At 69.7% G+C, this 12,458-nt stretch carries 11 protein-coding genes; 7 read left to right on the top strand and 4 right to left on the bottom strand.

Translation table 11 applies throughout. The features are described 5' to 3' along the window. The first annotated feature begins 4 nt into the window (after positions 1 to 4). Positions 5 to 181, top strand: coding sequence for a hypothetical protein (locus tag ACZ4WS_RS27415; RefSeq protein ID WP_467984348.1), 177 nt, complete (start codon positions 5 to 7; stop codon positions 179 to 181). Here ACZ4WS_RS27415 and ACZ4WS_RS27410 read toward each other — a convergent pair. Beyond that, positions 163 to 618, bottom strand: coding sequence for a DUF6325 family protein (locus tag ACZ4WS_RS27410; RefSeq protein WP_467984347.1), 456 nt, complete (start codon positions 616 to 618; stop codon positions 163 to 165). The genes ACZ4WS_RS27415 and ACZ4WS_RS27410 overlap by 19 nt on opposite strands. A gap of 148 nt (positions 619 to 766) precedes the next feature. On the opposite strand from ACZ4WS_RS27410, the gene ACZ4WS_RS27405 reads away from it, so the two are divergent. Beyond that, complete coding sequence (locus tag ACZ4WS_RS27405; RefSeq protein WP_467984346.1) at positions 767 to 2,125, top strand: hypothetical protein; 1,359 nt, start codon at positions 767 to 769, stop codon at positions 2,123 to 2,125. On the opposite strand, the gene ACZ4WS_RS27400 is transcribed toward ACZ4WS_RS27405, so the two are convergent. Next, positions 2,109 to 3,071 carry a DUF389 domain-containing protein gene (locus ACZ4WS_RS27400; RefSeq protein ID WP_467984345.1) on the bottom strand — a complete coding sequence of 321 codons (963 nt, stop codon included), beginning with the start codon at positions 3,069 to 3,071 and terminating at the stop codon, positions 2,109 to 2,111. The genes ACZ4WS_RS27405 and ACZ4WS_RS27400 overlap by 17 nt on opposite strands. A gap of 124 nt (positions 3,072 to 3,195) precedes the next feature. Between ACZ4WS_RS27400 and ACZ4WS_RS27395 the strand changes: the two genes are divergently transcribed. Next, on the top strand, positions 3,196 to 4,128 hold the full coding sequence (locus ACZ4WS_RS27395) for a cyclase family protein (RefSeq protein WP_467984344.1): 933 nt from the start codon (positions 3,196 to 3,198) through the stop codon (positions 4,126 to 4,128). Positions 4,129 to 4,141: 13 nt separating this feature from the next. Here the strand turns inward: ACZ4WS_RS27395 and ACZ4WS_RS27390 are convergent, their stop codons facing one another. Continuing rightward, complete coding sequence (locus ACZ4WS_RS27390) at positions 4,142 to 4,786, bottom strand: GAP family protein (protein ID WP_467984343.1); 645 nt, start codon at positions 4,784 to 4,786, stop codon at positions 4,142 to 4,144. Positions 4,787 to 5,027: 241 nt separating this feature from the next. Between ACZ4WS_RS27390 and ACZ4WS_RS27385 the strand changes: the two genes are divergently transcribed. From ACZ4WS_RS27385 to ACZ4WS_RS27370, 4 genes are all read left to right on the top strand, one after another. Continuing rightward, positions 5,028 to 5,921: a YhjD/YihY/BrkB family envelope integrity protein gene (locus tag ACZ4WS_RS27385; protein WP_467984341.1), complete on the top strand. Its 894-nt coding sequence runs from the start codon at positions 5,028 to 5,030 to the stop codon at positions 5,919 to 5,921. Between the two features lie 98 nt (positions 5,922 to 6,019). Further along, on the top strand, positions 6,020 to 7,606 hold the full coding sequence (locus tag ACZ4WS_RS27380; RefSeq protein WP_467984340.1) for a GMC oxidoreductase: 1,587 nt from the start codon (positions 6,020 to 6,022) through the stop codon (positions 7,604 to 7,606). Then, complete coding sequence (locus tag ACZ4WS_RS27375; RefSeq protein ID WP_467984338.1) at positions 7,603 to 9,021, top strand: DUF2252 domain-containing protein; 1,419 nt, start codon at positions 7,603 to 7,605, stop codon at positions 9,019 to 9,021. Before ACZ4WS_RS27380 ends, ACZ4WS_RS27375 begins: the two co-directional genes overlap by 4 nt. 13 nt (positions 9,022 to 9,034) lie before the next feature. Beyond that, on the top strand, positions 9,035 to 10,852 hold the full coding sequence (locus ACZ4WS_RS27370; protein ID WP_467984336.1) for a glycoside hydrolase family 15 protein: 1,818 nt from the start codon (positions 9,035 to 9,037) through the stop codon (positions 10,850 to 10,852). Here ACZ4WS_RS27370 and ACZ4WS_RS27365 read toward each other — a convergent pair. Beyond that, positions 10,803 to 12,107, bottom strand: a complete 1,305-nt coding sequence (locus ACZ4WS_RS27365; protein WP_467984335.1) for a chloride channel protein — start codon at positions 12,105 to 12,107, stop codon at positions 10,803 to 10,805. The two genes, ACZ4WS_RS27370 and ACZ4WS_RS27365, sit on opposite strands and share 50 nt — an antisense overlap. Positions 12,108 to 12,458 lie beyond the last annotated feature (351 nt).

Genomic DNA, 12,458 nt, shown 5'->3' with positions numbered 1-12,458 from the left:
CGCGATGCCTCCCGCGCTCCCGGACGGCAGCCGCGTGCGCCAACTGGCCGTTCTTCAGATGACGCCGAGGCGCGTCGCGCAGCCGTTGCTGCGAGTGCAGGCCCGCATTCCTCCAGCACGGCCGCGGAGCGTCGTGCCGGGCCACCTGCCGTGGCGGGGCTTCTACGTCGTCGGCGGCTGAGCGGCGTCCGTCGCGTCCAGCGCGGCCAGGACGGCGGGCACCGGGATCCGCCCGGAGGCTACGAGCTGCGCGCCGCCGCGTCGCAGGGCGGTGGCGAAGGGCTCGGCCCACAGGTTCTCGTAGACCAGGATTCCGGCGGAGTTGCCGGGCTCCAGGGCGGCGCCCGCCTCCTCGATGTCGTCCTGGCCCAGCAGGCCGGAGGACGCGCCCTCGAAGACGGCCAGGTCCAGAGCTCCGTCGCCGGTGAGGTCGGCGATTTCCAGGCCGACCACGGATCCGTCTTTTTCCTTTCTGACAAACATCAGATCGAGGATCCGAATGAGGCCGCGGTCCACCAGATCGACCAGCAGAGGAAATCCCTCGCCGGTCATTCGGTTACCGGGAAATTCGACGACCACATAGTCGATCGGCCCCATCTCCACGAATTCATCGCTCACGGCTTCACCCCTGGGTGGTCACGGCATCCCCCCGCGTCGTCGAATTCCATTGCATCATCGGACGGTTGCCGCCGCACCTCGGTGCGGTAGTCACCCCGCCGGTCCCGTCCGGGTCGCGGGATCAGATCCGTACGGATCTCCTGTGACCATGACCAGCAGTGCACCTCCACCCGACCCGGACAAGCACCCCGCAGGCCCGACTGGCGACCAGCAGCTCTCGGCACGGGAACGCGGTGAGCTGGACGAGCTGCGGCACCGGGTGAGCGCCCTGGAGAGCGCCGGGCCGCCGGGGGCCGCGGGGCACCACTGGCTCCGGTCGACGGGTTCGGTCCTGCTGATTCTCCTCGCCTCGCTGCTGTCGCTGCTGGCCGTCGTCTCGGTCTGGGCGAACAGCATTGTGCGGGACACGGACCGTTACGTCGCCACGGTCGGGCCGCTGGCGAGCAATCCGGATGTGCAGAAAGCGGTCACCAACCGGGTCACCACGGCGGTCCTGGCGCAGATCGACGTCGAGGCGCTGGTCAAGGAGCTGGAGCAGGCGGCGGCGCAGAAGGGTGCCCCGCCGAAGGCGGCCAAGCTGCTCGGCGACCTGAGCGGCCCGATCACGAGCGGCCTGAAGAGCCTGGTCAGCGGCACCGTGCAGCGGGTGGTATCCAGCAGTGCCTTCAACACCGTCTGGGTGGACGCGAACCGCAGGGCCCACACCGCCCTGGACAAGGCCCTCACGGGCAACACCACCGGTACGGTGTCCATCAAGAACGGTCAGGTCGCCATTGATGTGGCACCGATCGTCGCCCAGGTCAAGGACCGACTGGTCAGTGCCGGCTTCAAACCGGCCGCTCGGATCCCGGCCATCCACACGGACTTCGTGGTTTTCGCGTCGAAAGACGTCGGCAAGATCAAGACGTATCTGAGGGTGCTGCAGATCATCGGCAACTGGCTCCCGATCATCGCCGTGCTGATCGCCGCCGTGGGCGTGTACCTGGCCGTCAACCGCCGCCGGGCCCTGATCGGGGCCGCGCTGGGGGTGTTCGCCGCCATGCTGCTGCTGGGCGTCACGCTCGCCGTCGCACGGACGATCTACCTCGACCATCTGCCCGTCGGGTCGTCCGAGGCCGCCGCCGGTGCGGTGTTCGACTCGCTGGTCAGGTTCCTGCGCGCCGGCGTGCGGGCGGTGGCTGCGCTCGCCCTCGTGACGGCCGCCGGCGCCTTCCTGATCGGCCCGTCCCGGGTGGCCGTCCTCACCCGTACGGGCTGCCGCAGGTGCATCGGCGCCCTGCGTGACGTTGCCCTGTCGGCGGGGCTACCGCTGGGTGCGGTCGGCCGGTTCGTGCACCGCTTCAAGCGGTGGATCGGCGGCGTGATCCTGGCGGTCGCCGCGATCGTCCTGTTCGCCTGGAACTACCCGACCACGGCAGTCGTGGTGTGGACGGTGGTGATCGTGCTGGTCGCCTTCGCGATCCGCGAGTTCCTGGACACCGGCACGGCTCCTACGCCGTCCGCCTGACCGCACGCCCCTGCCGGCGTTCGCTCACCCGCCGCCAGATCGCCCGCTGGCACTTGAGCGTGCCGGTCCCGACCACGATCAGTACGACGATGTTGAGCAGCAACTGGAGCAGGGAACCCCAGGCCTCGCCCCAGCTGGCGAACGCGCACGAGACCCCGATGTCGGCCCCCGCCGGAATGGTGGTCACCGAGATGAAGACGCCGAGCAGTGCGCTCGTCCGGGCCTCGGCCAGCGAGACGATGCCGACGATCCCGGCCAGCACCGCCACCACGGCCGAGAAGAAGTTGGGGGTGTTGATCAGATTCGAGACGGGCCTCACTCCCAGCTCGAAGGCCTTCGGTTGCAGCCCGAAGCCCCGGACGAGGAGGGAGAAGAGGAAGGTCGCGACAACGGCCAGCAGGAAGCCCACGAGCAGGGCCATGAGACCCTGCCGGATCCTCGGCCGGGAGCGGCGGTCGATCCCGAGGGCGACGCTGGTGATGGCCCCGTACTCGGGTCCGACCACCATGGCCGCGACGATGAGGATCTGGGAGTTGGTGATGATGCCCACCGCGCCGATGACTCCGGCGATGACCAGGAAGAGGTAGAAGCTCGGTGGGTACCTGCCCTCGGCCCGGATCCGGGCCTCCACCTGTTCCCACACCGGAGCGCGTGCCTGGGCCCCGAGCTCCTCGGCCCCGGCCCTGGCCGCGCGTTCCGAGAACGCGATGTCGACCGGAGCGAGGATGATGGAGCCACGGCGTTCCAGTCCGAGGTCCCTCAGTCCGCGCAGCACTTCGTTCGCGGCTCCGGTCAGGACGTCACACTCAATGGCGTCGCCGTCGGGATTGCGAACGCTGCCCGTCTGCAGGAGCAGGTTCAGGACGCACGGCTCGGCGCTCAGCAGGGCCATGGTGCGTTCCGTGAGGTCCGGCGGGCACACCGCTCGGACATGGATCATGTCCATCCGGACCTCCGCGTATCGGTGCGCAGGCTTGTTGCCCCGACAGGTCGCCCATCCATTAACGGTGCGGTCCCTGAACCCGGCAACTCGGCGTGCGGGAACCCGGCACCTGCCGGATGGTGGTGGCATGCGGACGTCCGACGAGCTGAGCAAGGCCGACTTCCGGTCGCTCTACCGACATCTGCGAGGCACGGCCCCCGGCAGCGCCTCCCGCCGGGGCGCCCTGGACACGATCACCGAGGAACAGGTACTGGCGGCCGTCCGCGAGGTGCGGTCGGGACGTACGGTGTCGCTCGCCGCCCCCGTGAACACCCACGGCGGACCTGACAACGCCGATCCGGCCGAGCACCGGCTCACCGCTCCGGCCGGCGGCGAACCCGGCTCAAGCGGCCTGGAATTCGCGCGGGACCGCTTCGCCATGAACATTCACGGCGATGTGGACAGTCACCTCGACGCGCTGTGCCACGTCATCTACGAGGGCACGCTGCACGGCGGCATACCGGCGGCGGATGTCCTGTCGCCGGACGGATCGAGCGTCCTGTCCGTCGAACTGGCCCGCGACGGCATCGTCGGACGCGGGGTCCTCCTCGACATCCCCCGGGTGCACGGCGTGTCCTGGCTCGAACCCGGATCGCACGTGACGGCCGAGGACCTCGTCGGCGCCGAGGCACGGCAGGGGCTCCGGGTCGGCCGGGGCGACATCCTCCTCGTACGGGTCGGGCACCGCCGGCGCCGTGAGGAGCTGGGCCCCTGGGACACGGCCGGGGCGCGTGCCGGACTCCATCCGACCGCCATGCAGTTCCTGGCCGATCGGCAGGTGGCTGTACTCGGCAGTGACGGCAACAATGACACGGCGCCCAGCGCGGCGGAGGGGGTCGCGTTCCCGGTGCATGTGCTCGCCATCCACGCGATGGGACTGCATCTGCTCGACTATCTGCGGTTCGAGGACCTCGCGCCGATCTGCGCGCGGGAAGGCCGCTGGTCGTTCCTCTGCGTGATCGCCCCTCTCCGGCTGCCCGCGGCCACCGGCTCCCCGGTCAATCCCCTCGCGATCCTGTGAGGACCAACCCGGCTCAGGCGGTCAGCTGGTAGATGCTCCTGCCCACCAGCCACAGCCCCATCACCAGCGACAGACTCACGATCGCCTGGTCCTGATGGCCTTCCAGCCACGTGCGCAGCCTCCCGAGCCGTACGCGAGCCGAGCCGGGAGCGAAGGTCGCGTAGATCTCCATCGTCAGCAGGCTGGAGCTGGCCAGCAGGCAGTAGCCCAGCAACGCGGCGTACGAGGCGGCATGGGAGAGGTCGGCCTGCACCACCGTGGCGGCACCGGCGGCCACCAACCCCCACGGCTGAAGGAACAGCGCCAGCCCAGCGGCCATCCACGGGGAGATCCGGTCAAGCCTCGACAGCAGCCCGGAGGACTTGTGCCGCTTGCCCGCCCTGCGGCGGGCGTGCTCCGCGTACCAGACGAGTCCGACGCCGATGGCCAGTTTGGCGGCCAGCGCGGCCGTGGAGGGCGGAGACTTCGGCGGCGGCGGCTTCCCGCCGGTCATGAGCAGCACCACGGCGAGGATCCCGACGAAGCAGGCCAGCCAGGCGAGGATGAAGGCCAGCCCCTTCCAGATCCCGTTGCGTGCGGACAGCACCAGGACGAATCCGGTGACCGGCAGCGGGTTCAAGGCGATCGCCAGGCCGATGAGGACCAGGTCAAGGACCATCGCTGCCCCCGCGTGGCCTCGCGAGCCGCGCAGTGGCGCCGGAAGCGCGCATGATCCCATCGTCACCGCCCCCGACCGCACCCACAAATCCGCGGTTCCGCTCGGAACGCCACTGGTGGCCTGTTCCCCCGTACGGCGCAACGGCGCTCGCGCCGCAGGCCCGTCGGCCGCCCCGGGCGGCACCCTGGTGGCGCGGGCACGCCTCGGGGGCGTGGAGCCCAGGCCCGACCCGGGGAGCAGGATGCACGCAGGCAGAGGATCCGGCTCGCCCACGGGCGGCAGGGCGGGCCGCCTGCGCGCGCGGGCGGCGAGTCTGCGGGCCCGGCTGCTGCGGCTGCGGAACACCGCCGAGGAGCGGTTCCCGGTGATCACCCACCTCACCTCCCACCTGATCGCGGTGAACCTGCTGGATTCCGCGACGCGGCTGGCGGCTCAGGCCTTCCTGACCGCCGTTCCGCTGCTCTTCCTGGTCGCCTCCTTCGCCCCGCAGGGGGTACGCAACCAGATCATCAATTCGTTGGAGGACGTCCTCGGCATCAACGGCTCCGCCGACCAGCAGCTGAAGAAGGTCTTCCAGGCCAATCCCGAAAGCCTGCGGCAGAGCACCGGTGTGGTGAGCGGGCTGATGGTGCTGATCTCCGCCACCGCGTGCAGCCGTGCGATGCAGCGGCTCTGCCAGCGTGCCTGGCGGATGCCGAGTGCGGGCGCGCGGGTCGCCGCCTGGAGATGGCCGGTGTGGATCGCGGCCTGGCTGGCCATGGTCGCCCTGCAGGGACCGCTGCGGGACGGATTCGGCGCGGGGCTGTGGCTGGGCCTGCCGCTTCTGCTGATCGCCCAGGTGGGCGTCTGGTGGTGGACCCAGCACCTGCTGCTGGCGGCGCGCGTCCCCTGGCTGCCGCTGCTGCCCGGTGCGCTCCTCACCGGACTGGCCATGACCGCGCTGACTGTGATCGCCAAGCTGTACGTACCCGCCGCACTCAACCGCAGCCTGGACCGGTACGGCTCGCTGGGTGCGGTCTTCACCCTGCTGTCGTGGCTGATCGGACTCTGCGTCGTCGTGGCTGTCGGCATCACGGCCGGTGCGGTCATCGCGCGGGAACCCGCCGTGTCCCGGCGCCTCGGCTCACCCGACTAGCCCAACTCGCCGGAAATATCACCCGGAGCTACGTTGATAGTTGGGGTAAATGTCCCCTTCGCCCGGCACGACCGGACCATGTTCCGAGGACGGTGGCCATGCCCGACGCTCAGCACTACGACGTCATCATTATTGGCACCGGTGCAGGCGGTGGCACGATCGCCCACCGACTGGCGCCCACCGGGAAACGGATCCTCCTTCTCGAACGCGGTGGTTATCTGCCGCGAGAACGCGACAACTGGGATTCCACCGAGGTCTTCGTCAAGGGGAAATACCGCGCTCCGGAGTTCTGGTACGACAAACACGGGAACCAGTTTCCGCCCGAGGTCAATTACTACGTGGGCGGCAACACCAAGTTCTACGGCGCCGCGCTCTTCCGTATGCGCCCCGAGGACTTCGGCGAACTCCGCCACCACGACGGCATCTCCCCCGCCTGGCCACTGAGTTACGAGGAGCTCGAGCCGTACTACACGCAGGCCGAGCACCTCTATCTCGTCCACGGCCGGCACGGCGAAGACCCGACCGGGGGGCCCACCAGCGCCCAGTACGCCTACCCGCCGGTCCAGCACGAGCCGCGCATCCAGCAACTCAGCCACGACCTGGAGAAGCAGGGGCTGCACCCCTTCCACCTCCCGATCGGGGTGAACCTCACCCAGGACGACCGGGGCCGGGCCACCCACACCAGCGTCTGTATCCGCTGCGACCGCGTCGACGGCTTCCCCTGCCTGGTCGGCGCGAAGTCCGACGCACAGGTCATCTGTGTGGACCCCGCCCTCGAACACGCCAACGTCGAGATGGTCACCTATGCGGACGTGCGGCGCCTCGAAACGGATGGGACGGGCCGCAGTGTCACCTCGGTCGTCGCGACGGTGGGGGACGGGGACGGTTCCACCGTGGAGTTCAGCGCCGACATCGTGGTCGTCGCCTGTGGCGCCGTCAACTCCGCAGTCCTGCTGCTGCGTTCGGCCAATGACCGGCATCCTCAGGGCCTGGCCAACAGCTCGGACGTGGTGGGCCGGAACTATATGCGGCACAACAACCTGGCCCTGATGGCCGTGTCCAAGGAACCGAACGACACCAAGTTCCAGAAGACCCTGGCACTGCACGACTGGTACCTGGGGTCCGACGACTGGGACTATCCCCTCGGCGGCATCCAGATGCTCGGCAAGTCCGACTCCGAGCAGATCCACGGCGAAGCGCCCCGCTGGGCCGGGGCCGTCGCCCCCGACATGCCATTCGAGGTACTCGCCCACCACGCGGTCGACTTCTGGCTGTGCGGAGAGGACCTGCCGCTCGCCGACAACCGCGTCACCCTGGACAAAGACGGCGGCATCCACCTCGCCCTCGACGAGAAGAACAACATCGCCGGGCTGAAGCGTCTGCGGCACAAACTGCAGGGCATGCTCAGCCACTTGGGCATGCACGAACACCATCTCCTGTCGCACAGCATCTACCTGCACAAGGGCATGCCCATCGGCGCCACCGCGCATCAGGCGGGCACGGTCCGCTTCGGCGATGACCCCGCCGACTCAGCCCTCGATGTCAACTGCAAGGCCCACGACCTCGACAACCTGTACGTCGTCGACACGAGCTTCTTCCCGAGCATCGGAGCGGTCAATCCGTCGCTGACGGCCATCGCCAACGCCCTGCGTGTCGGCGACCACATCGCGGAGCGGCTGGAATGACGTCCAACCACCCGGCCGACGGCCACACCCGGCACCGCACGCCGCAGGAGCGGGCCGCACTCGGCAAGACCGCCCGGTCTTCCGCACCCCGCTCCAGCCACGCCGAGTTCGCTCCCACGGAGAAGCGGCCCGACCCGGTGGACATCATCGAGGCGCAGTCGGCGGTGCGGGTGCCCGAGCTCGTACCGATCCGCTACGGCAGGATGACCGAGTCGCCGTTCCGCTTCTACCGGGGGGCCGCCGCCATCATGGCCGGGGATCTCTCCGACACCCCCCGGTCCGGGATCAGGGCGCAGTTGTGCGGCGACGCGCACCTGCTGAACTTCCGGCTGCTGGCCTCGCCCGAGCGCCGCATGATGTTCGACATCAACGACTTCGACGAGACGCTGGCCGGCCCGTGGGAGTGGGACGTCAAGCGGCTGTCCGCCAGTTTCGTCATCGCCGGCCGGGCGAACGGCTTCAGCGCCAAGGAGCGGGCCGGCATCGTGCGGGCGACGGTGCGGTCCTACCGCGAGTGGATGCGGCGTTTCGCCGGTATGGGCAATCTCCCCGTGTGGTACGCCCAGTTCGACGAGGCGTGGGTGCGGGCCCACTTCATCGACGAGGCGAGCGCGGGGATCCGCGACGGCTGGTCTCAGGCGGTGGCGAAGGCACGCACCCGGGACAGTCTCCAGGCCTTCGACAAGCTCACCCACGTCGTCGACGGGAAACGCCGCATCACCGCGGACCCGCCGCTGATCACGCCGCTGCAGGACCTGCTTCCGGATGTCGAACGCGGCGCGCTGGAGAAGGGGATCCGCCGGCTGCTCGAACGTTACGGCCGGACCCTGCCGTCGGACCGGCGGTTCCTGCTGGAGCAGTACCGGGTGGCCGACATGGCCCGCAAGGCGGTCGGGGTCGGCAGCGTGGGCACCCGCTGCTGGATCGTGCTCCTGCTCGGCAGGGACGACGAGGACCCCCTGCTCCTGCAGGCCAAGGAAGCCGACCAGTCGGTGCTGGCGCCGTACGCCGGTGCCGGCGGCTACCGGACGCAGGGGGAGCGCGTGGTCGCCGGTCAGCGGCTCATGCAGGCCACCAGCGACATCTTCCTGGGCTGGGAACGGGTCGGCGGCATCAACGGCCGCCAACGGGACTTCTACGTACGGCAGTTGCGGGACTGGAAGGGCATCGCCGAGCCAGAGGCGATGGTGCCGGCCGGAATGCGGGCCTTCGGTGAGCTGTGCGGTGCCACGCTGGCCCGCGCGCACGCGAGATCGGGGGACCGGATAGCCATCGCCGCGTATCTGGGCGGAGGCGACGCCTTCGACCGGGCGCTGGTGACGTTCACCGAGCGCTACGCCGACCAGAACGAGAAGGACCACCAGGCACTCGTCGACGCCGTCCGCACGGGGCGCGTGGCGGCTGAAGCCGCCTGAAAGGGAGACCGCCATGCATCGCTACCCGCCCATCGCCGACCACGGGCTCGTCGGGGACCTGCAGACCGCTGCCCTGGTGTCGTCCCAGGGCGTGATCGACTGGTTCGCGGCACCGCGCTTCGACTCGCCCAGCATCTTCGCCTCCCTGCTCGACCACGACGGCGGCGGCCATTTCCTCCTCGCGCCCGAGCACCCCGAGGGGACCTGGAGGCAGCTCTACTACCCGGACACCGCCGTCGTCGTGACCCGCTTCATGTCACCCGACGGAGTCGGCGAGATCATCGACCACATGCCGGTGCTACCGGGCCTGACGGCGACCGACCGGCACAGCCTGGTGCGTGTCGTACGGACAGTGCGCGGCACCGTACGCTTCCGCCTCGAATGCCGGCCACGGTTCGACTACGCGCGGGCCACCCACGAACTCGACCTGGCGGGCGACACGGCGACGTTCCGGGCCCCGGGGACGACTGCCTACCTTCAGAGCACCATCCCGCTCGAACGGGACGAGCAGGACGTCCGGGGCGCCATCACCCTCAACGGCGGAGAGTCGGCGGCCGTGGTGTTCACCGTGTGCGCACCGGGCGGGAAGATGCCGCCACTACCCACCACCGACCGAATCACCGAAGAGCTCTGGGAGAACATCGACTTCTGGCACAAGTGGGTGCGCACCTCGCGCTACCACGGCCGTTGGACGGACATCGTGCACCGCTCCGCGATCACCCTCAAGCTCCTCACGTACGCGCCCACGGGCGCGCCGGTCGCCGCCGCCACCATGGGACTGCCCGAGCAGGTCGGCGGTGAGCGCAACTGGGACTACCGATACACCTGGGTGCGGGACGGCTCCCTGTCGGTCCGGGCGCTGCTCGACCTCGGTTTCGTGGAGGAGGCGACCCGCTTCACCCGCTGGCTCGGCGACCGCCTGGCCGCCCGCGAGGGACCGGACGACGAACCCCTCCAGATCATGTACCGGGTCGACGGCGACCCTCATCTGACGGAGGAGATCCTGGAGCACTTCGAGGGCTACCGCGGCTCCTACCCGGTCCGGGCCGGCAACGCCGCCTCCGACCAGCTGCAGCTCGACATCTACGGCGAGGCCCTCTATGCCCTGGCCGAGGGCCGCGAGATCGGCGAACAGACGGGCTATCACGGGTGGAAGGCCCTGGCCGGCACCCTGGACTGGCTCGTCGACTCCTGGGACCGGCCCGACGAAGGCATCTGGGAGACCCGGGGCGGACGCAAGGACTTCACCTACAGCCGGGTGATGTGCTGGGCCGCCTTCGACCGCGGCCTGAAGCTGGCGGCCACGTTCAGCAGGCCGGCCGACACCGTGCGCTGGACCCAGGCCCGGGACGCCATCCTCGAAGAGGTCATGGAGCGCGGCTGGAACGACAAGGAGCAGGCCCTGGTCCAGCATTACGGCGGCGACGTCCTGGACGCCTCCCTGCTGCTCGCCCCCCGCGTCGGATTCATCGCCCCCCGGAGCCCCGGCTGGCTCAACACCCTCGACGCCATGGACCGCGTCCTCGTCTCCGACAGCCTCGTCTACCGCTACGACCCCGAGGCCTCCCCCGACGGACTGCGTGGCTCCGAAGGAACGTTCAGCCTGTGCACGTTCCTGTACGTCGACGCCCTCGCCCGCGCCGGACGCCTCCCCCAGGCCCGCTACACCTTCGAGAAGATGCAGACGTACGCGAACCATGTCGGCCTGTTCGCCGAGGAGATCGGCCCCAGCGGGGAGCAACTCGGCAACTTCCCCCAGGCCTTCACCCATCTCTCCCTCATCATGGCCGCGACGACGCTGGACGAGGCGCTCGACGGGCTCGGCCACTGAACGCCGGGATCGCCGGCCCCTGAGGCAGCAACTCGGCGGTCACGAAGGACAACACGGCGGCGAGCGCGATCACTGGCACCGTTCCCGAGTTGCCCACCATGAGCACGATCAGCACCACACAGCTGACGGGCAGCCTGAGCGCGGCGGCGGAGGCGGCCGCCATGCCCGCCGCCATGGCCGGCACGACGCCGAGCCCCGGCAACGGCGAGAGCAGGACACCCAGCGCGCCGCCCAGGAACAGCGAGGGGAAGATCGGACCGCCGCGAAGGCTTCCCAGGCAGAGCGCGTACGCGACGGCCTTGAACGCCAGGACCGCCACCAGACTGCCGACAGGCCACGCGTGCGGGTGAGCGGCGAGCTGCGCCAGGGTGGCCTGGCCGGACAGGGAGACCTCGGACGGCGAACGGCCGGTGACGACCGCGTAAAGCGCCGCGCAGCCGGCCGCGGCAAGTGCGCAGAGCACCGTGTTCCGCAATGGATGTGCGGACACGAAGCGCGCCGCGATCCGTCCGCCCACGATGACCCAGTGGATGGCCGCCCCGATGGCGACCGCCATCAGCGCCGACCACAGCACGTCCCCGGCGTCGAGGACGGGCGGAGCGGGCAGTCCGATGTTGAGGCTCCCGGTCTTCAGTCCGGTCCAGTGGCCGAAGCCGGTGAACACGATGGCGCCGATTCCGCTGGAGAGCAGGACGGGGAGCATCACCGCGAACAGCTGCGGCCCGCCCACTCCGGCCACTTCCATGAGAATCACGGCCGCCACGAGCGGGCTGCCGAAGATCGCGGAGATGGCCGCCGCGGAGCCGGCGGCACCGAGCAGCGCCGGGTTCGCCTCGGTCGCGGGAGCGCGTGCGAGATCCCGGAAAACCAGCGCCAGCCCGCCACCGAGGGCGATCAGGGGCGCCTCGGGCCCGAGCACGGCGCCCAGCGGAAGGCTGGCCAACGCGGCGACGACCACACCGGGAACAGAGGCTTTCGACGCCCCTCCCGTATGCAGGCCCGACGCCGGAATGTGTCCTCCTCTGCCGGGAAACCGCAGGACGACCAGGCCGACGACCACACCCGACACCAGAGCCAGCGGAAGCGGCCACCACCATGGCGGATTCGTCCACCCGAGATGGTGCGGCCAGTCCACCCAAATCAGATGTTCCAGCTCGTGGAGCAGGACGAGAAACCAGAACGCGACCAACGACACCGGGATCCCGATCAGGCCGCAGAACACCAGCGCCCGCAGATACTCGGGCCGACGCAGCATGTTCCCCAACTGGTCGGCCTCTTGAGGCTGGTTTCCCGGAGCGGCCCCAGCCTCTCCGGGCTTCAACTCGGTAATGGATCTTCTCCTGAGTCGGCTCGGAAACGAATCGGTCTGCGGCAGCGCGAGGTTACCCCCAGGTCACGCAATGCCGCTTCGAGCCACGCGGCTTCGCCCGGAAACCCTCCGGGTGGACGCGCCGGCCGCGGGCCACTGGCGAGGACGAAGCGGTAGCGGCAGCCTCGGAGGTTGACATGGACACGGAAGCTCGTGAACATGTGCCTATGGGAGCGCTCCCATAGGCTCCCCCGCTTCGAGCTGCTCACCGTGTTTCGCTCCACCCCCTCGTCATTC

It is taken from the genome of Streptomyces sp. NPDC029292, assembly GCF_055569295.1.
This window is presented reverse-complemented; position numbering and strand designations above follow the sequence as displayed.